Origin of the sequence: Maricaulis sp. D1M11, from assembly GCF_047308265.1 — a bacterium.
In the GTDB taxonomy this organism is placed as follows: domain Bacteria; phylum Pseudomonadota; class Alphaproteobacteria; order Caulobacterales; family Maricaulaceae; genus Maricaulis.
In genome coordinates this window covers 103,804-122,453 of record NZ_JBKQWY010000001.1, presented here as the reverse complement: position 1 = coordinate 122,453, position 18,650 = coordinate 103,804, and the positions used below count along the sequence as shown (strand labels likewise).

The 18,650-nt window shown below is 59.7% G+C and carries 18 protein-coding genes; 15 read left to right on the top strand and 3 right to left on the bottom strand.

All coding sequences use genetic code 11. The features are described 5' to 3' along the window. Positions 1–70 precede the first annotated feature (70 nt). The 11 genes from miaB (at position 71) to infB (ending at position 12,660) form a co-directional block, all read left to right on the top strand. Positions 71–1,441 (top strand): tRNA (N6-isopentenyl adenosine(37)-C2)-methylthiotransferase MiaB, encoded by a 1,371-nt coding sequence (gene miaB, locus RMQ97_RS00630; RefSeq protein WP_413658887.1) that lies wholly within the window; start codon positions 71–73, stop codon positions 1,439–1,441. Positions 1,442–1,557: 116 nt separating this feature from the next. Continuing rightward, positions 1,558–2,457: a PhoH family protein gene (locus RMQ97_RS00625; RefSeq protein WP_413659566.1), complete on the top strand. Its 900-nt coding sequence runs from the start codon at positions 1,558–1,560 to the stop codon at positions 2,455–2,457. After that, a complete protein-coding gene (gene ybeY / locus RMQ97_RS00620) occupies positions 2,454–2,963 on the top strand; it encodes an rRNA maturation RNase YbeY (protein ID WP_413658886.1) in 510 nt (169 codons plus the stop codon). The genes RMQ97_RS00625 and ybeY overlap by 4 nt, the downstream gene beginning before the upstream one ends. Beyond that, complete coding sequence (locus RMQ97_RS00615; protein WP_413658885.1) at positions 2,963–3,820, top strand: hemolysin family protein; 858 nt, start codon at positions 2,963–2,965, stop codon at positions 3,818–3,820. Before ybeY ends, RMQ97_RS00615 begins: the two co-directional genes overlap by 1 nt. Further along, on the top strand, positions 3,817–5,436 hold the full coding sequence (gene lnt, locus RMQ97_RS00610) for an apolipoprotein N-acyltransferase (protein WP_413658884.1): 1,620 nt from the start codon (positions 3,817–3,819) through the stop codon (positions 5,434–5,436). The genes RMQ97_RS00615 and lnt overlap by 4 nt, the downstream gene beginning before the upstream one ends. 111 nt (positions 5,437–5,547) lie before the next feature. Then, complete coding sequence (locus RMQ97_RS00605; protein WP_413659565.1) at positions 5,548–6,000, top strand: helix-turn-helix domain-containing protein; 453 nt, start codon at positions 5,548–5,550, stop codon at positions 5,998–6,000. Between the two features lie 145 nt (positions 6,001–6,145). Continuing rightward, positions 6,146–6,820, top strand: coding sequence for a tRNA (guanosine(46)-N7)-methyltransferase TrmB (trmB, locus tag RMQ97_RS00600; protein WP_413659564.1), 675 nt, complete (start codon positions 6,146–6,148; stop codon positions 6,818–6,820). A gap of 149 nt (positions 6,821–6,969) precedes the next feature. Then, on the top strand, positions 6,970–7,506 hold the full coding sequence (gene rimP, locus RMQ97_RS00595) for a ribosome maturation factor RimP (RefSeq protein WP_413658883.1): 537 nt from the start codon (positions 6,970–6,972) through the stop codon (positions 7,504–7,506). 31 nt (positions 7,507–7,537) lie between these two features. Further along, positions 7,538–9,262, top strand: coding sequence for a transcription termination factor NusA (gene nusA, locus RMQ97_RS00590; protein WP_413658882.1), 1,725 nt, complete (start codon positions 7,538–7,540; stop codon positions 9,260–9,262). A 9-nt stretch (positions 9,263–9,271) separates the two neighbouring features. After that, positions 9,272–9,892, top strand: a complete 621-nt coding sequence (locus RMQ97_RS00585; protein ID WP_413658881.1) for an RNA-binding protein — start codon at positions 9,272–9,274, stop codon at positions 9,890–9,892. Positions 9,893–10,029: 137 nt separating this feature from the next. Then, on the top strand, positions 10,030–12,660 hold the full coding sequence (gene infB / locus RMQ97_RS00580) for a translation initiation factor IF-2 (protein WP_413658880.1): 2,631 nt from the start codon (positions 10,030–10,032) through the stop codon (positions 12,658–12,660). A gap of 75 nt (positions 12,661–12,735) precedes the next feature. On the opposite strand, the gene RMQ97_RS00575 is transcribed toward infB, so the two are convergent. The 3 genes from RMQ97_RS00575 to RMQ97_RS00565 all read right to left on the bottom strand — a co-directional run bounded on the left by RMQ97_RS00575 (position 12,736) and on the right by RMQ97_RS00565 (position 14,517). Further along, complete coding sequence (locus tag RMQ97_RS00575; RefSeq protein WP_413658879.1) at positions 12,736–13,230, bottom strand: nuclear transport factor 2 family protein; 495 nt, start codon at positions 13,228–13,230, stop codon at positions 12,736–12,738. Then, entirely contained in the window at positions 13,227–13,724 is a 498-nt protein-coding gene (locus RMQ97_RS00570; RefSeq protein WP_413658878.1) for a nuclear transport factor 2 family protein, read from the bottom strand. The genes RMQ97_RS00575 and RMQ97_RS00570 overlap by 4 nt, the downstream gene beginning before the upstream one ends. Before the next feature lie 130 nt (positions 13,725–13,854). Continuing rightward, positions 13,855–14,517 (bottom strand): carbonic anhydrase, encoded by a 663-nt coding sequence (locus RMQ97_RS00565; protein WP_413658877.1) that lies wholly within the window; start codon positions 14,515–14,517, stop codon positions 13,855–13,857. 234 nt (positions 14,518–14,751) lie between these two features. Between RMQ97_RS00565 and rbfA the strand changes: the two genes are divergently transcribed. The 4 genes from rbfA to pnp are packed head-to-tail and all read left to right on the top strand — an operon-like array spanning position 14,752 to position 18,596. Continuing rightward, positions 14,752–15,171 carry a 30S ribosome-binding factor RbfA gene (gene rbfA / locus RMQ97_RS00560; protein WP_413658876.1) on the top strand — a complete coding sequence of 140 codons (420 nt, stop codon included), beginning with the start codon at positions 14,752–14,754 and terminating at the stop codon, positions 15,169–15,171. Further along, positions 15,171–16,127 (top strand): tRNA pseudouridine(55) synthase TruB, encoded by a 957-nt coding sequence (truB, locus tag RMQ97_RS00555; protein WP_413658875.1) that lies wholly within the window; start codon positions 15,171–15,173, stop codon positions 16,125–16,127. The genes rbfA and truB overlap by 1 nt, the downstream gene beginning before the upstream one ends. Positions 16,128–16,158: 31 nt before the next feature. Continuing rightward, complete coding sequence (rpsO, locus tag RMQ97_RS00550) at positions 16,159–16,428, top strand: 30S ribosomal protein S15 (RefSeq protein WP_413658874.1); 270 nt, start codon at positions 16,159–16,161, stop codon at positions 16,426–16,428. Between the two features lie 29 nt (positions 16,429–16,457). After that, entirely contained in the window at positions 16,458–18,596 is a 2,139-nt protein-coding gene (gene pnp, locus RMQ97_RS00545) for a polyribonucleotide nucleotidyltransferase (protein WP_413658873.1), read from the top strand. The last annotated feature ends 54 nt before the right edge of the window (positions 18,597–18,650 follow it).

Genomic DNA, 18,650 nt, shown 5'->3' with positions numbered 1-18,650 from the left:
CCCCCGCTCCCCAAATGCCGGATGGCTGCCTATATGGTTGGGGAAGTGCAGGAAATGAGCTGGCCGATCTATGACCAAGACGCGTAAACGCCTCTATATCAAAACCTATGGCTGTCAGATGAATGTCTATGACAGCGAGCGCATGCGCGATGTGCTCACCCCGCTGGGCTATGAGCCGGCGGAAGAGCCCGATCATGCGGATCTGGTGATCCTCAACACTTGCCATATTCGTGAAAAAGCGGCGGAAAAAGTCTATTCCGAGCTCGGTCGCCTGCGCCCTCTCAAAGAGGCGAAAGCCGATGAGGGCGGCATGACTATTGCCGTGGCGGGCTGCGTGGCCCAGGCCGAAGGCGCGGAGATCATGAAGCGCGCGCCAGTGGTGGACCTTGTGGTCGGGCCGCAAACCTATCACAAGCTTCCCGAGCTGATCGCCCACGCTCATCGTGAACGCGGCGAGGCGCTCGACACCGAGTTTGAAGTCGAGGACAAGTTTGACCGGCTGGGCAATGACCGCCAAGTCGATGGATACACGGCATTTGTCACTGTGCAGGAGGGGTGCGACAAGTTCTGCACGTTCTGTGTCGTGCCTTATACGCGCGGTGCGGAATGGTCCCGCCCGGTGGATCAGATCGTCGCGGAAGTGCGTGCGCTGGCCGCCCAGGGTGTGCGAGAGGTCACGCTGCTCGGTCAGAATGTGAATGCCTATCATGGTGAGGCCCCGGCGGGTCGTGAGGCTGAGGGCACCTGGGGGCTTGGCCAACTGGTGCGGCACCTGGCTCTGATCGGCGGGATTGAACGCATCCGCTTTACCACCAGCCATCCGCGCGACATGGATGAGGATCTCATCCAGGCCTTCGCCGACACGCCCAAACTGATGCCGTATTTCCACCTGCCTGTGCAGGCGGGGTCCGACAAGATCCTCAAGGCGATGAACCGTCAACATACGGCCGATGAGTATGTCGCGATCATTGAGCGCCTGCGGGCGGCCCGGCCGGATATTGCCATTTCCGGCGATATGATCGTGGGCTTCCCGGGGGAAACGGACGAGGATTTTGAAGCCACCCTCGATCTGGTGCGCCAGGTGAACTACGCCTCGTGCTTCTCGTTCAAATACTCGCGTCGACCGGGCACACCGGGTGCAGCGATGTTCAACCAGATCGATGAGAGCGTGAAGTCTGAACGCCTGGCCGTGCTGCAGGATGTGCTGACCCAGCAACAGATTGCTTTCAATGAAGGTCAGATCGGCAAGACCCTGCCGGTATTGTTTGAGAAATCCGGGCGTTTGCCGGGGCAATTGCACGGACGTTCGCCCTATCTGCAATCGGTCCACGTCGAGGGCCCCGAACACCTGATCGGCCAGATCGGCGAGGTGGTGATCGAGACGGCCAGCCGGAATGCGCTTTCCGGCCGACTGGTCAATCCCGAACAGGATGCCGCGTGAGTAAACCAGCCAGCCGTTCCCGCTCTGCAAAGCCTAAACGCCAGGTCGCCGAGACCCTGCATTTCGAGGATTCTGACCGTGTTCGCGGCCTCGCCGGGCCGGAAGACCGGTTCTTGATGATTCTGGAACAGGCGCTGGATGTGCGATTGTCAGCCCCCGGGCGGGGACAGATCATCATCACCGCCGACATGCCGGAGGCCCGGCAGGAAGCCCGTCATGTGGTTCAGACGCTCTATGATCGTCTGGAACATGGGCTGACCTGTGACGAAGCAATGGTGCAATCCGTCCTGCGGCTGCGTGATGCCCCTGATACCGGTGATGAGGGTGATGTCATCCGTGTTCCGCGCGGCTCGTCCTTGATCCCCCGCACACCGCGTCAACGCGAATATGTGCGCGCACTCAAAGATGCGGGCCAGTATGACCTGATCTTTGGCGTGGGACCGGCTGGAACCGGCAAGACCCTGCTGGCTGTGGCTTATGGCGCCTCGCTCCTGGTCCGGCGGGAGGTCGAGAAGCTGATCATCACCCGGCCGGCCGTCGAGGCGGGAGAAAAGCTGGGCTTTCTGCCGGGTGACCTCACCGAGAAAGTGGATCCTTATCTTCTGCCGGTCTGGGATGCCTTGGCTGATACGATGGGGCGGTCCCAGCTGGAAAAAATGCGCGAGGATGGCCGGATTGAAGTCGCACCTATTGCGTTCATGCGCGGTCGCACGCTGAACCGCGCCTTCATAATAGTGGATGAAGCGCAAAATACCTCGCGCGCCCAGATGCAGATGGTTCTGACCCGTCTGGGTGAAGGCTCGCGCATGGCGGTTACGGGTGACCCGACGCAGTGTGATTTGCACCCCAGAGACCCGTCTGGCTTGCCACACGCCTTGCAAATCCTGTCGAATACGCGTGGTGTGTCGATTACCCGGTTTGCCCGGGAGGACGTTGTCCGGCATGATCTGGTTGCCCGCATTGTGGCGGCCTACGAGGAGGATGCCCGTCAAACGGGCCCACGCGATACGCGATGAACGCCATCGATCTGATCGTCGAAGACGAGGCCTGGTCAGCGATAGATTCGCTGAATGGCTTGATTGAGAAAGCCTTCAAGGCTGTTTCCAAGGAATTGGTCGATGTGGAATTGCGTCCAGGTGTGACCGCTATTCTCCTGGCCGATGACAATATGATTGCTGATCTCAACCAGCGCTTCCGCGACCGAACGGGGCCGACCAATGTTCTCTCCTTCCCGGCTCAGGCCGAGATCGAAAACCATCTGGGTGATATTGCGCTCGCCTATGGCGTCATGGAGCGCGAAGCCCGCGAACGGGGCATTTCGCTGATTGATCACATACAACACCTTGTCATTCACGGATTTTTGCATCTTCAGGGGTATGATCACCTCACCGATGAGGATGCGGAGCTGATGGAAGCGATTGAAATCCGGGCGTTGGCCCGACTGGGTGTTGCCAATCCCTACAGGGTGCCCGACGCGGATGCCATGTTGACGGACGCACCGGCCTCCGGGGAGCAGCCCTGATGAGTATGAGTGAAGGATCACCTGTAAAGCCGTCTTGGTGGCGGCGCGTGTTGAACGGGGCGTCTGCGCCTACGGAATCACATCCACCCGCCAGCCCGTCCGCGCAGCAACGTATCATGGCGGATGCCCTGGAAAACCTGCGCGTGGCGGATGTTATGGTCCCGCGCGCCGAGATCACGGGCGTCGAGATGACCACACCTTTGGGTGAGTTGGCGTCGGTTTTTTCCGATGCCGCACATTCGCGGCTGCCGGTCTATCGCGATACACTGGATGACCCGATCGGTGTGGTCCACATCAAGGACGTGATCGGTGAACTCCGCCCGTCCGAAGATGGCACGCGCGAACCGGGCTGGTCGCGCAAGGAAATTCTCGAGGACATCAGCCGTCCACTCCTGTTCGCCCCGCCGTCCATGCGTGCGACTGAACTTTTGCGTCGCATGCAGGGGCGCCGCATGCACATGGCGCTTGTTGTGGATGAGTATGGCGGCACCGATGGTCTAGTCACGCTTGAAGATCTGATCGAGCCGATCGTGGGCGATATTGAGGATGAACACGATGTCGGTGAAACGCCGGCCATCAAAACGCGTGGATCCGGCGTTTGGGTCGCGGATGCCCGGGCGGATATTGTCGATTTCGAAGCCGTGGTCGGCGAGGAGATCGCTACACCAGACGAGGAAGAGGATGTGGATAGCCTGGGCGGGCTGGTCTTTACCCTGGTCGGGCGTGTGCCGGAGCGCGGCGAAGTGATCATCCATCCATCCGGCTATGAGTTTGAAGTGCTTGAAGCCGATGCGCGCCGGATCAAGCGTCTGCGCGTTGTAGCACCGCGTGAAACCTCGGAACCTGACAGCGCGTGACCCGGCCGGACCTGTCAGCCTGGGCGCCCTGGCGTCTACGTGCAGGTCTGGCGCGATTGCGTGGCTGGAAAGCCTGGTCTGTCTTGTGGGGCAGTGGTGCGGTTTCTGCCCTGTCTATGCCACCGCTGCATCTCTGGCCGGCTCTCGCACTGGGGCTGATCATCCTCTTCTGGATGGTGGATGGTGACCGACCGGGGCGTCGCCCACATCTGTCAGCCTTTGTGCGCGGTTTTGCGTTTGGCATGGGCTATTTCATGGCGGGTACGTTCTGGATCGCCTTCGCGTTCATCAGTCGCGGACCAGAGTTTATTCCCCTTATCCCGTTGGCGGTTCCCGGATTTGCGGCGCTCCTGGCCTTCTTCTGGGGCGGCGCGATGCTGGCCTTTCGCCTGTTTACCTATCGCTCGCCCTGGCGGGTCTTGCTGTTTGCGTCCAACCTGGCGCTGTTCGAATGGCTTCGCGGCCATGTGCTGTCGGGCCTGCCCTGGAACCTGCCGGGTTATGCCTGGCCTGCAGGGGGCGAGATTAGCCAATCCGCGGCGTGGATCGGGATATATGGCTTGTCCTGGGTGACGATCTTTTTGTTGGTCTCCCCGGCGGTGGCGGTCAGCCGGACAGGTCATTGGCGCGGGTTTCTGCCCGTAGCAGGCGCTCTTGTTTTGGGGGCCAGCCTTTATGGGGCCGGGGCCGTGCGCCTCGCCCAGGCATCGGATGCGCTCCATGATGATGTCCGGCTTCGTATTGTGCACACGGCGATCACCCAGGCGGAAAAATGGGCCCCGCAGGGTGAATATGAGGTGCGGGATCGATATATGGCCTTGAGCGCCCGTCCGGGACTGGATGAGGTTACACATATCCTCTGGCCGGAAGGCGCCTTGCCTTATTACATGCTCGAGGATGCCCGGACGATGCGGCAGTTGGGCGAGATGATGAGCCCGGACCAGTATTTGATGAGCGGTATTTTCGGTCGCTCGGTGATGCCGGACCAGACCGAGGAATTACACAATGCCATGGCCGTGGTGGATTTTCCGGCCGATCAACCGCGTCTTGAAGCCTATTATGTGAAAGCGAGACTTGTGCCTTTCGGCGAAGTGCTGCCCTTGACGGACCTGATGTCCGCGATCGGGTTTGCTGATTTCGCGCGCTATAGTTTCACGCCCGGACCGGGTCCGAGACGGTTGTATCTGGAAGGCTCGCCCTCAGTGGTCCCACTGATCTGTTATGAAGCGATTTTTCCGGAGTTTCTGCGCAGCGTGGAAACGCGTCCGGACTGGGTGTTTAACCTCTCCAATGACGCTTGGTTCGGCGATAATGCTGGCCCTGACCAGCATATGAACCAGGTGCGTTATCGGGCGATCGAGTCCGGTCTGCCCATCGCACGTTCGGCCACGCGTGGTATTTCCGGTATTGTCGATCCATATGGCCGCATGCCGGTCCAGGCGGCCGCAGGCACGGAAGGCGTGCTGGATGCGGACCTGCCGGTCGCCTTGCCGATAACGCTTTATCAACGCTTGGGCGAGGGTGTGTTTTTTCTCATCCTCGTATTGGTCTACGGCTATATGGCAGGCCGCATCGGCGGTCGATGGCGTGCCGCTCGCGCGCGCAAAGACGCGTAATTCTAACCTGAACGATTTGTGATTGTGATTTTTACACCCGGTTGTGTTATGAAATTGGCACCGGGGACGAGATCGTCACTTCTCTGATGGGGGAGAAAGCAAGGTAGCATGATGCCCAAAACCAGCCCGCGTGGCCCCAATCCAATTGATGTCCACGTCGGTTCAAGGATCCGGCTCCGTCGCCAGTTATTGAAGATGAGTCAGGAAAAGCTCGGTGACGAGCTTGGAGTGACATTCCAGCAAGTCCAGAAATATGAGCGCGGGTCCAATCGTGTCGGTGCGAGCCGTCTGTATCGTCTCGCGCGGGTTCTCGATGTACCGGTCCAGTTCTTCTTCGAGGGGATGGGCGATATGCCCTCTGCACCGGGTCTGGCAGAAAATGACCAGACTCCCATCGTGTATGATTTCATCCAGAGCTCGGATGGAGTTGCCCTGGCGCAGGCTTTTTCACGGATCCAGCAGGCCGCGGTTCGGCGGCGTATCCTCGAACTGGTACGCACCCTGGCTGATGAGGCGGACGCGGCCAGCGCCGCGACGGTCGCACCCGGGACGATCGATGCCTGAGTTATCAGGCTTGGTCTGAAACACGTGCACGGCGGGGCGTGAAATTTCCGGACGGATCGGGTAAAGCGGCGCCATGATTGACCGCACTGATAATTCCGATCCGTCCATTAGCCCCGCCGATGCAGACACCAACGGCGCCGAGGACATGCCGCGCAATCCTGGCTATCGCCTGTATGGGCGCTCTGTTGGCAAACCTCTTTCCCCGCGTCAGCAGGCCTTGATCGATCGCATTCTTCCGGACATCGACCTTCCCGATGCCGGACAGATCGATCCGGTCGCGCTTTTGCCGGATGCACGATCACACATTCTGGAGATTGGTTTCGGCGGGGGCGAGCACTTGGCGGGCCAGGCCGATCGCAATCCCGATTTCGGCTATATCGGCATCGAGCCCTTCCTCAACGGGTTTGCCAAGGCGGTCACCCAGGTCGAGGAAATGGAATTGGGCAATGTGCGGCTGCACCGCGGTGATGCCCGCGATACCTTGCCGCGTTTCCGCGATGGGAGTCTCGACCGGATCTTTCTGCTTTTCCCGGATCCCTGGCCGAAAAAGCGCCACGCCAAGCGTCGGTTCGTCCAGGCCATCACGCGGGACCATTTTGCGCGTCTTCTTAAACCGGGCGGTCAACTGCGCATTGCCACGGATGTCAAAGCCTATGCTGATCATGTCATGATGCAGATGCATGACGATGAGCGGTTCGTCTGGCAAGCTGCGATGGCGGATGACTGGCGGATTGCTCCGGCCGATCATATTCGCACGCGGTATGAGGCCAAGAATCTGGGGGATTGCGCCCCGGTTTTCATGGATTTTGTGCGGGTCTGATCCGCTCGTTCAGACACCATCTTGCCAAACCGGTTGCCGAGGCGTATAAGGCCCCCAACATGTTCGATCGCATCGGATGATGCAGTCGAGCGGTCGCGTCGGCGGCCGCTTTTTTTATTGCCTAATCCGGCTCGGCTGGATGGAGACGAGTGTTGAAGACGAAGACGCCACAGGACGACAAACTCCTGGCTCTCGCAGAGCCGGTAGCTGCCGATCTCGATATGGAGATTGTGCGCGTTCGTGTGATGAGTGGCAAACGTGCCCGGGTCCAGTTCATGGCTGAACGCCTCGATGGCGGCATGGATGTGGATGACTGCGCCAAGCTGTCTCGCGGGCTGTCGGACGTCTTTGAAGTTCACGAGCCCATCTCGGGCGAGTATGATCTGGAAATCTCCTCGCCGGGTATTGATCGGCCCTTGACCACGCTGGCCCATTTCGCCCGCTGGGAGGGTTTTGACAGCAAGATCGAACTTGATCGGCTTGCTGATGGCCGAAAGCGTTTTCGCGGCACACTGGCGGGTGTGGAAGAGGATACCGTCCTGCTCGATATGGACGGGGAAGAGGATCTCGTCGGCATCCCGTTTGACTGGATTGCCGACGCCAAACTGGTTTTGACTGACGCCTTGATTGAGGCGGATTTGAAAGCGCGCGGTGCGGTCGCCGCGCCGTCTGAAGGAGACGAATAATGTCCAATACGCTGATTGCGGAGTGCGCCTGATGAGCATTGGTGTCAGTGCCAACCGGCTGGAATTGCTGCAGATTGCCCGCGCCCTTGCGGCTGAGAAATCGATCGAGGAAACGATCGTGCTCGAAGCTATTGAAGAGGCGATCCAGAAGGCCGCGCGTTCCCGCTATGGTGCCGAAAACGATATCCGTGCCTCGATTGACCCGAAGACCGGCGTCTTGACGCTGACCCGCTGTATGACAGTGGTGGAAGAGGTCGAGAACGAGAACCAGGAAATGACCCTGGCGGATGCTCAACGCATCGATCCGGACGCCGAGATCGGGACTGTCTTTACTGACGAACTGCCGCCGTTCGAATTTGGCCGTGTAGCCTCTCAAACGGCCAAACAGGTCATTACTCAAAAGGTTCGCGAAGCTGAGCGGACCCGCCAGTTCGACGAGTACAAGGATCGCATTGGCGAGATCGTCAATGGCCTGGTCAAGCGTGTGGAATATGGCAATGTAATCGTGGATCTGGGTCGTGCGGAAGCTATCATCCGCCGGGCTGACGGAATTCCGCGTGAAAACCTGCAGAACGGCGAACGTGTTCGCGCCTTCATTTATGATGTGCGTGAGGAAGTGCGGGGTCCGCAAATTTTCTTGTCGCGTGCGCATCCGGACTTCATGGCGGCGCTGTTCTCACAGGAAGTGCCCGAAGTTTACGAAGGCATTATCGAAATTCCCTCCGTCGCCCGTGATCCCGGATCGCGTGCCAAGATCGCCGTGATCTCCAATGATGGGTCCATCGACCCGGTCGGGGCCTGTGTGGGTATGCGCGGCAGCCGTGTTCAGGCCGTGGTGTCTGAGCTGGCAGGCGAGAAGATCGACATCATCCCGTGGTCGGACGAACCGGCAACCTTCATCGTCAATGCGCTTCAGCCTGCAGAAGTGGCCAAAGTGGTGCTCGACGAGGAAGACCGCCGCATCGAGGTAGTCGTGCCGGACGAGCAGCTTTCGCTCGCCATCGGTCGTCGTGGACAGAATGTGCGTCTGGCGTCGCAGCTGACCGGTTGGTCGATCGATATCCTCACCGAAGAGGAAGAGTCCGAGCGTCGCCAGAAAGAATTCGCCGAGCGGACCCAGTCCTTCATGACGGCTCTTGACGTTGACGAGGTGATTGCCCAACTCCTGGCAACAGAAGGCTTTACGGATGTCGAGGACATCGCCTTTGTTGATCCGTCCGAGATTGGCGCCATCGAAGGCTTTGACGAAGATACCGCCTCCGAGATCCAGGACCGTGCCCGCGACTACCTTGAGCGTATCGCCGCCGAGCAGGACGCCAAGCGTGTCGAGCTGGGTGTGGAAGACGGTGTTCTGGAAATCGAAGGCGTGGATCTCGCCATGGCCGTTAAATTCGGCGAGAATGAAGTCTGTACGGTTGAAGACCTGGCCGGCCTGGTTGGCGATGATCTGCGTGGCTGGTTCGAAACGCGCGACGGCGAACGTGTTCGCGAACCGGGCATTCTCGAGGGCATGGAATTGTCGGCCGAGGATGCTGACATGATGATCATGCGGGCGCGGGTCGTGGCAGGCTGGATTTCCGAAGACGATCTCCCGGTTGTGGAGACCGAGGACGAGGCTGCCGAGACTGAAGATACTGAAGCGGATGGCGAGATCGATATCGCCGATATGGATCTGGCGCAGCTGGAAGCCGAAGCCGAGGCACTGGGGATTGATTTCGAGGGATCCCTGGACGACGCCGACGACGCTCAGGCCTAGGGGCGCTGCATGGCCGCTGATCGGGAGCGCCGATGCGCGGCGAGTGGCGAGGTCAAGGGCGAGGCGGAGCTGATCCGCCTGGCTCTGGCCCCGGACGATAATCTGGTTCCGGACCTGTCGGCCAAATTGCCAGGTCGCGGGATCTGGATCACGGCGGACCGCGATGCCGTGGAGCTGGCCCTAAAGAAGGGTCTGTTCTCGCGCGCGGCCAAGACATCTGTGACGGCACCGGATGATCTGGCTGACCGTCTTGAGCACTTGCTGGAACAGCGGGCGCTCAACCTGCTGGGTCTGGCCCGGCGGGCCGGAGATCTGGCGGTGGGTTTCGATGCTGTCCAGGTGGCCCTTCGCAAGGGGCATCCGGCCTGGCGGATCGAGGCAAGTGACGGCGCGGCGGATGGTCGGCGTAAGCTGGACGGGCTGACGCGCTCGGTCTGGGACGAGGATATGCCGGTGGCCGGCTGTTTCCTGGCGGAACAGCTTGGCGCGGCGCTGGGACGTGGACCGGTTGTCCATGCCCTGCTGGATGAAGGCCCGCAGGCGCGGTCCTTTGACGTGGTTATCCGGAAGCTCGCGGGCTTTCGGGCGCTGGACCCGGGGGCTCGAAAAGGGTCTCGGGGTGAAGCGTGATCGCAAGAGCGGTTGAATCCGGGCGCGAGCTGGCTAGGTTAGCGAGCCTTCGCGCCGGGGCGAGAAATTGAGTGCTGGCATTTCGGTAAACGGCGACCGGGATGTGACGTGAAACAGAGCCGAAGTTGAAAGACGCCATGAGCGACGCAGACGACAATAACAATTCCGGCCGCCGGCCGATCTCCATGAAACGGTCTGGTTCAGGCACCGTGCAGCAAAGCTTTGCGCGCGGTCGGTCCAAGGCTGTTGTGGTGGAGAAAAAGCGCAAGCGCGTCGCCACGCCGGGCAAGGATGCGCCTGCCGGCAAACAGGGCGGCAAAGGCAAGGGTGGCGAGAGTGCCCTGGCCGCTAAGGCGCGCCAGCTGGGCCTGTCCGAACAGGAATTGCTGGCTCGTCAGCGGGCCATTCAACGTGCGCGGGCTGAGGCGGCCGAACGTGACGCCCGGAAAAAGCAGGAAGAAGAAGCGCGTGTTCAGCGTGCGGCTGCTGAAAAACAGGCACTTGAAGACCAGCGTCGGGCAGCGGAAGAGGCTCGTATCGCCGCTGAACGTGCGGTTGAAGAGGAAAAGCGCCAGGCTGCTGAGGCCGAGGCCGCGCGGATTGCCGAAGAAGCGCGCCTGAAAGCCGAACAGGAAGCGGCGGCCCAGGCCAAGTCGTCCAAGCCTGCCAAGGCACCGGCGGGTGGGGCTGACAAGTCCAAGCCGCGTCAGCCGCGGGACAACACGCCGACCCCGGCGGCCAATCCTGCTGAAAATGCCCTGGAAGCCATGGGCGGACGGGTCAAGCGCAAGGGTGGAGCCGGCGGTTCGGCCAATCCGAACGCCGCCAAGCAGCAACAACAGCAAGCACGCAAGAATGAGCGTCCACGCCGCGGTAAGCTGACCATCCAGAATATTCTGGACGGTGATGAAGAGCGGCAACGGTCGCTGGCCTCCGTGCGCCGCGCCCGTGAGCGTGAGAAACAGCGCCGGATCGATACCGGCAAGGGTCGCGACAAACAGGCGCGTGAAGTCGTGGTTCCCGAAGCCATCACGGTTTCTGACCTCGCCAACCGCATGGCTGAACGGGCCGTGGACGTGGTGAAAATGCTCATGCAGCAGGGTCAGATGGTGCGCCAGAACGATCTGCTGGACGCTGACACTGCCGAACTGGTGGTCGAGGAGTTTGGCCACATCGTCAAACGCGTGTCAGAGGCGGATGTCGAGGAAGGCTTTATCGCCGAGGATGATGCCGAGGAAGCCAAAGTGTCCCGCCCGCCGGTTGTGGCGGTGATGGGTCACGTGGACCACGGCAAGACCTCCCTGCTGGATGCCCTGCGTTCCACCGATGTCGTGTCAGGTGAGGCCGGTGGCATTACCCAGCATATCGGTGCTTATCAGGTTCAGCTGGAATCGGGTGACAAGATCACCTTCCTGGATACACCTGGTCACGCCGCGTTCTCGGCTATGCGCTCGCGCGGGGCCCAGGCAACGGATATCGTGATCCTGGTTGTGGCCGCTGACGATTCAGTGATGCCGCAGACGATCGAGGCGATCAATCACGCCAAGGCGGCAGAGACGCCGATCATTGTGGCGGTGAACAAGTGCGACAAGCCTGACAGCGACCCGAACAAGGTGCTCACAGACCTTTTGCAACACGAAATCGTTGTCGAAGCGATGTCCGGTGAGACCCAATCCGTCAATGTCTCTGCGCTCAAGCGCATGGGGCTGGAGGAGCTGACAGAAGCGATCACGCTCCAGGCGGAATTGCTGGATCTGAAAGCCAATCCGGACCGTGACGCCGAAGGCATGGTGATCGAGAGCCAGGTGGAGCGCGGTCGTGGACCTGTGGCCACTATTCTTGTCCAGCGCGGGACGCTGAAGCGCGGCGATATCGTCGTCGCCGGCACCCAGTGGGGCAAGGTCCGGGCTCTGGTTAACGAACGGGGTCAGCAATTGTCTGATGCCGGTCCGTCCGTGCCGGTCGAGATCCTGGGTCTCGACGGTGCACCGGAGCCGGGCGAGGTCCTGGCTGTTGTCGACAGTGAAGCGCGCGCCCGTGAGCTCGCGGAGTATCGTCAGCGCAAGCAGCGCGATGCGTCCGGTGTGGTCTCTGGCGGTGCGAGTGCGTCGCTCGAGCAGATGATGGCACGTCTGAAACAGGACAAGGTTCAGGAGATGCCGCTTCTGGTGAAGGCGGATGTGCAAGGCTCTGCCGAGGCCATCAAGCAATCGCTGGAGAAAATCGGCAATGATGAAGTGCGGGCTCGCGTCATCCACTCGGCTCCGGGCGGTGTGAATGAAAGCGATGTCCTGCTGGCCAAGTCGTCCGGCGCCCCGATCTTTGCCTTTAACGTGCGTGCCAATAAACAGGCGCGGGATCTGGCTGAGGCAGAAGGGGTCGAGATCCGCTATTATTCGGTCATCTATGATGTGATCGATGATGTACGCGGTACGATGGAAGGCATGCTCGCGCCGGAAAAACGCGAGGATTTCATCGGTTATGCCGAGATCCTGGAAACCTTCAACATCACCAAGGTCGGCAAGGTGGCCGGGTGTCGTGTCACCGAAGGTGTTGTCAAACGGGGCTGCGGCGTGCGTCTGCTGCGCGACGATACAGTCATCCACGAAGGCGAGCTGTCCACGCTCAAGCGCTTCAAGGATGAGGTGCCTGAAGTTCGCGCCGGTACGGAATGCGGCATGGGTTTTGTCGACTACCAGGACATCCAGGTCGGCGACCAGATCGAGTGTTTCCAGGTCACCGAAGTGGCCCGTAAGCTCGAGGCCTGAACCTCGTACAAAACGTTATGATATCAGGGCGGCTCGTTGAGCCGCCCTTTTTCATGTCGAAGGAATGTTTCAGGATCAGTTTGCCGGGACGAGGCTTTGCTGTGCTCCGGCATAATTGGCAAAATCGTCCTGGCGGATGATCTCTCCGTTCTGGACCGTGATCACAGTGACCTGTTCCGCCCGCCAGAGAAAATGCTGATCGGGATTTTCGGTGGGATAGCGTGCATTCACATGGCCCATAAAGACAACCCGGCCATTGCTCTCGAAAATGGTATGCCAGTCAAAGCCCAGCTCGATCGGATTATACTCGGCCCCGAAGGATCGCAGCAGGGCCATCATGGCCTCCCGGCTGGTTTCATGCAGGCCGGTCGCCCCCAGGCTGTCATCAATCACTGTCGGGTCGGAGAACACCACATCCTCGGCTAGGAAGGGTTCCATGGCATCCCAGTCCACCGAGGCATAGTGGTCCATATAGGTGCGGGCCAGGTCTTCAGCCGGAGAAACAGTGTCGGCTTGCACGGGCGTTTGCCAGAGCGCGAGTGCCAGGCTGAGGCTTGTCAGAGTAATCATGGCGCAGTCTCCAAACGCTGCATTTCATTGAAGCCGGTATAGTCGCGATGTTCCACCACGAGCCCGTTTTCAATTGTCAAAATGGTGATGATGGGAAAACGATAGATCTGCTCGCCCTCGGGCGTGGCGTAGACCACATCGATATCGGCATCGAAGACAACACGTCCCGACGCCTCATACATCCGGTCGATACGATAGTGTCCGCGAACCAATCCCCATGAAGCGATGCCTGCCAGGATTTCATCCGGACCGTGCCAGTCGATATCCGGTGTCAGATGATCCATCTCGAACGAGTTCGGATCGATGAACCGTGCCTCGCTCGCATACAGGGCCCGCATGGTGTCAAAGTCCTGGGCTTCATAGGCGGCAATATAACGTTGTGCGATATCGATGGGGGACATCGGGTCTGACGCCTGTCCTGACCCACTCATCGCCAACGCCGCGAGCCCGCCGACAAGGTAGTGTGAAAGGCTGGATCCTATCCTCTTGCCCATGCTGTCCCCCTGATCTGTCTGTCCAGAAGACTAGCGGGCTGGCGAGGTCTGGGGGCTCACATGCGTGTGAAGTGCATGTTGATTGTGTCATGTTGGGAGCGTCAACCGGGTAACGGCTGTGCAGTCCCAGTCAAGAGTGATCGCAATCCGTTGCCATGGAAGCCAATTCTGACGCGTAGCGAGTTTCGATGGGCAGAAACGATTTCGTTTGAGCATCATAGGCCGTGACGCCGCCTGAACGGATGTCATACACCCATCCATGCAACTCGACTTCACCGCGCGCCTCGGCGGCAACGACGGCAGGGTGAGTGCGCAGGTGCTGGAGTTGCAGGATCACGTTTTGTTCGAGCATGAGCTTCATGCGTGCGTCTTCACTTAGATCACCAGCTTGGCGAACAACCTCTACGGCAGCCCGAGAATAGCCCAGCCATTCCTTGATGTGAGGCAAGGCTTCAAGGCCCTCTGGATTAAGGGCCCCCTTCATGGCGCCGCATTCCGTATGCCCGCAGACTACGATGTGTGGAACTTTGAGAGCAGCAACGGCAAACTCAATCGAAGCAGTCATGGCTCCGGTATGATTGGTGTGTGGTGGAACGATATTACCTGCGTTGCGACATATGAAGAGTTCGCCTGGATCGGTCTGGGTGATCATCGCCGTTTCAATACGAGAATCAGAGCAAGTGATGAATAAGGCCTCAGGTGATTGGCCTGTGGCGAGTTTCTCGAACAAGGCTTGTTTTTCAGGAAAAATTTCAGTCTGGAAACGACGAACGCCGGATAGAAAACGAGGCATGCACACTCCTGTCAGAAACATGATTCCCGCTGTTTGCCGACAGGAGGAAGAGATTTCAATCCTTTTGATTCTGTGCCTATTCGATCAAGAATTCGAAAACTCTCTGTATCGACATGTCTTGCGTTTGAGCGACGGGTCGCGTAAAAGCCCGCGCTTCGCCGGTACCGGGCGGTCCAACTCCGCCGGCACCCTGCTTGATGATTTTAAACGGTGTCCAGAACACCAGGGATTTCCATGGCACGTCGTCATAACCAGGGCCCGAAAGGCCCGACCCAGCGCCAATTGCGCGCGGGCGAACTCATCCGTCACGCCTTGTCCGACATTATCGCGCGCGAGGAATTCCGTGATCCTGATCTGACAGGCCAATTGGTGACGGTCACCGAAGTGCGTCCAAGTCCGGATCTGCGCTCGGCCAAAGTCTATATCGCACCGATGGGCGAGGGTGATGGAGATCGGCTGGCGGCCGGTCTCAACCGGTGTGCGGGCTTTCTGCGTGGACGCCTGGGACATCAGATCGACATGAAATTCACCCCGGAACTGCGGTTCCACCGCGATGACCGGTATGACACGGCGACGCATATCGATGCCCTGCTCTCGCGACCGGAAGTGCAGCAGGATCTCGATGATGACGAGGATGGCGGGGAGAGCTGGTAATGGGGCGTCGTCGCAAGGGCCAGGACGTGCATGGCTGGGTCATCCTCGATAAACCGCTCGACATGACCTCCACACAGGCTGTTTCCGCAGTGCGCCGGGTTTTTGATGCCAAGAAGGCCGGACATGCGGGGACGCTCGATCCTCTGGCAACCGGGATTTTGCCGATAGCCCTGGGAGAGGCCACGAAGACTGTGCCCTTCACCATGGACGGAACCAAGTTGTACCGGTTTACGGTGAAATGGGGCGAGCGCACCGATACGCTCGACACGGAAGGCAAGATTGTGGCCCGGTCTGACAATCTGCCCGAGCGTGCCGCGATCGAGGCTGTTCTCGACCGTTTCATCGGCGATATTGAACAGGTTCCGCCCGCCTTCTCTGCCATCAAGGTGGATGGCGAGCGGGCCTATGATCTGGCGCGGGACGGAGAGACCGTGGAGCTGGAACCGCGCATGGTGCGCATCGAACGCCTGGTTCTACTCGACTGCCCGCAAGACGACCTCGCCGTATTTGAAATGCAGTGCGGGAAGGGCGCCTATGTGCGCGCCCTTGCGCGTGATCTGGCCTTTGAACTTCAAACAGAAGGCCATGTTGCGGCCCTGCGGCGAGTCCAGGTCGGCCCCTATGCCGAGGTGGAATCAATAAAACTGGACGCCTTGAAAGAAATGGCCCATAAGGACGCCGCTTCGGAAGCTCTGCTCCCGGTTCAGACCGCGCTGGACGACATCCCGGCGCTGGCCGTCTCCGAGGACGAAGCCTTCCAGTTGAAGCAAGGACGCTCAATCGTCCTGCTCCCGCGTCAAGCGCAAGAGCTGAAAGAACAGCGTCGACCCCGTCAGGTGGCCGGCAAGGACTGTACTTTTTTGGCGCTTGCCGAGTGCGATGGGGTCGCAGTGGCCTTGGGCGATGCGAAAGCGGGAAAGTTCCAGCCTTCGCGCGTATTTAATCTGGCCCCGTAGGCGGGCCGCCTAAAGACTGTAGGAGACTCCGATGTCGATCACGCAAGAGCGCAAAGAAGCTCTCATCGCTGAACATGCCCGTGGTACGGGCGATACTGGCTCGCCGGAAGTTCAAATCGCTATTCTCACTGAGCGTATTGTGAACCTCACCGAGCATTTCAAAAGCCACAAGAAGGACAACCATTCGCGTCGCGGCCTTCTGAAAATGGTTTCCCAGCGCCGCCGTCTTCTCGATTATGTGAAGAATAAAGACGAGGCTCGCTATAAAGCGATCATCGAGAAGCTTGGCCTGCGCCGCTAACACGCGACGCTATCCGTACGAAAGACGATATGTTCGATATCCAAACAGAAACGATTGAGTGGGCGGGTCGCCCACTCACATTCGAAACCGGGCGGGTCGCCCGGCAAGCTGACGGCGCGGTCGTCGTGTCCTATGGCGAGACCACGGTTCTCGCCACTGCCGTCGGTGTGAAGGCGGTAAAAGAGGGCGCGGACTTCTTCCCGCTGACCGTCAACTATCAAGAGAAATACTTTGCCGCCGGGAAAATTCCTGGCGGTTATTTTAAGCGGGAAGGCCGTCCGACGGAAAAAGAGACGCTGACGTCTCGCCTGATCGACCGTCCGATCCGCCCGCTGTTCGTCAAAGGCTTCAAAAACGAAGTCCAGGTGATGATCACCGTCCTGTCTCACGACATGGAAAACGATCCGGATGTAGTCGGCATGGTTGCCGCCTCCGCCGCTCTGTGTCTGTCCGGTCTGCCTTTCATGGGTCCGATCGGTGCGGCGCGCGTGGGTTATGTCGATGGCGAATACGTCATCAACCCGCCGGTCGACGAGATGGACGACAGTGCTCTGGACCTCGTGGTGGCCGGGACGACCGATGCTGTCATGATGGTGGAATCAGAAGCGAAAGAACTGTCTGAAGAGATCATGCTGGGCGCCGTCATGGCTGGCCAGGAGGCTTTCCAGCCGGTGATTGAAGCGATTATCCGTCTGGCGGAAAAAGCGGCCAAAGAGCCGTGGGAATTCCAGCCGGTGGATCACTCTGCCGAGGAAGCCCAGGTTCGCGATCTCGTCGGTGATGATATCGCCCAAGCCTACACCATCTCCGAGAAGACCGAGCGGTATGCCGCTGTCGGCGCTGCCAAGGACAAGGCCATGGCGGCCCTCCTGCAGACCGAGGAAAACCCGGACGGTATTGGCGAAGTCGTACTCAAGGACGTGCTGAAATCTGTTGAGGCCTCCGTGGTTCGCGGTGGCATCATCAAGACCGGCAAGCGTATCGATGGCCGTGATCTCGACCAGGTCCGTCCGATCGTGTCCGAAGCCTCCATCCTGCCGCGTACGCACGGTTCTGCCCTGTTCACGCGTGGTGAAACCCAGGCCATGGTCGTGGCAACGCTGGGTACGGGTGAAGACGAGCAGTTCATCGACGATCTGACCGGGACGTACAAGGAGCGCTTCCTGCTCCACTATAACTTCCCGCCGTATTCCGTGGGTGAAACCAGCTTCCGCCTGGCTCCGGGTCGCCGCGAGATCGGTCACGGCAAGCTGGCCTGGCGCGCAGTGAAGGCTGTCCTGCCGGCGCATGAAGACTTCCCGTACACCATTCGCCTGGTCTCCGAGATCACCGAGTCCAACGGTTCCTCGTCCATGGCGACGGTGTGTGGTTCGTCTCTCGCCATGATGGATGCCGGTGTGCCGATCGTGCGTCCGGTGTCCGGTATCGCCATGGGTCTCATCAAGGACCCGGAAGGCGTGGCAGTTCTGTCCGACATTCTGGGTGATGAAGACCATCTCGGTGACATGGACTTCAAGGTGGCCGGTACGTCCGAGGGTGTGACTTCCCTTCAGATGGACATCAAGATTGCCGGTATCACCAAGGACATCATGGAAACGGCTCTCGACCAGGCCAAGGGCGGTCGTCTGCACATTCTCGATGAGATGGGCAAGGCGCTCGACACCTCCCGGACTGAGCTGGGTGCCTATGCACCGCGCATCGAGACCATGCAGATCCCGACCGACAAGATCCGTGACGTGATCGGCTCCGGCGGCAAGGTGATCCGCGAGATCGTCGAAACCACTGGTGCGAAAGTCGACATCAATGACGAGGGCATCATTAAGATTGCCTCCTCTGATGCCGCGTCGATCGAAGCCGCACGCAGCTGGATCCATGGTCTGACGGCAGAGCCGGAAGAAGGCCAGATCTACAAGGGCAAGGTCGTCAAGATCATGGACTTCGGTGCCTTTGTGAACTTCTTCGGTCCGCGTGACGGTCTTGTGCACGTCTCGCAGCTGAAGAATGAGCGTGTGAAGCACCCGTCTGACGTCGTCTCTGAAGGCCAGGAAGTTTACGTCAAGCTTCTCGGCTTTGATGATCGCGGCAAGGTTCGCCTGTCGATGAAGATTGTCGACCAGGAAACCGGTACCGAGATCACCAAGGAAGAGGACGCGGCTGACGAAGCCTGATCCTCGATCCGATGATCGAATTGAAACCCCCGCGGGCCTGGGCCGGCGGGGGTT

Bases quoted from the DNA above. Each gene is read 5' to 3' on its own strand.
- rpsO (WP_413658874.1), top strand. From the start codon at position 16,159: ATGTCGATCACGCAAGAGCGCAAAGAAGCTCTCATCGCTGAACATGCC.
- RMQ97_RS00575 (WP_413658879.1), bottom strand. From the start codon at position 13,230: ATGATTACTCTGACAAGCCTCAGCCTGGCACTCGCGCTCTGGCAAACG.
- ybeY (WP_413658886.1), top strand. From the start codon at position 2,454: ATGAACGCCATCGATCTGATCGTCGAAGACGAGGCCTGGTCAGCGATA.
- truB (WP_413658875.1), top strand. From the start codon at position 15,171: ATGGGGCGTCGTCGCAAGGGCCAGGACGTGCATGGCTGGGTCATCCTC.
- RMQ97_RS00625 (WP_413659566.1), top strand. From the start codon at position 1,558: ATGATTCTGGAACAGGCGCTGGATGTGCGATTGTCAGCCCCCGGGCGG.
- miaB (WP_413658887.1), top strand. From the start codon at position 71: ATGACCAAGACGCGTAAACGCCTCTATATCAAAACCTATGGCTGTCAG.
- pnp (WP_413658873.1), top strand. From the start codon at position 16,458: ATGTTCGATATCCAAACAGAAACGATTGAGTGGGCGGGTCGCCCACTC.
- rbfA (WP_413658876.1), top strand. From the start codon at position 14,752: ATGGCACGTCGTCATAACCAGGGCCCGAAAGGCCCGACCCAGCGCCAA.
- RMQ97_RS00570 (WP_413658878.1), bottom strand. From the start codon at position 13,724: ATGGGCAAGAGGATAGGATCCAGCCTTTCACACTACCTTGTCGGCGGG.
- RMQ97_RS00615 (WP_413658885.1), top strand. From the start codon at position 2,963: ATGAGTATGAGTGAAGGATCACCTGTAAAGCCGTCTTGGTGGCGGCGC.
- infB (WP_413658880.1), top strand. From the start codon at position 10,030: ATGAGCGACGCAGACGACAATAACAATTCCGGCCGCCGGCCGATCTCC.
- RMQ97_RS00565 (WP_413658877.1), bottom strand. From the start codon at position 14,517: ATGCCTCGTTTTCTATCCGGCGTTCGTCGTTTCCAGACTGAAATTTTT.
- RMQ97_RS00605 (WP_413659565.1), top strand. From the start codon at position 5,548: ATGCCCAAAACCAGCCCGCGTGGCCCCAATCCAATTGATGTCCACGTC.
- trmB (WP_413659564.1), top strand. From the start codon at position 6,146: ATGCCGCGCAATCCTGGCTATCGCCTGTATGGGCGCTCTGTTGGCAAA.
- RMQ97_RS00585 (WP_413658881.1), top strand. From the start codon at position 9,272: ATGGCCGCTGATCGGGAGCGCCGATGCGCGGCGAGTGGCGAGGTCAAG.
- nusA (WP_413658882.1), top strand. From the start codon at position 7,538: ATGAGCATTGGTGTCAGTGCCAACCGGCTGGAATTGCTGCAGATTGCC.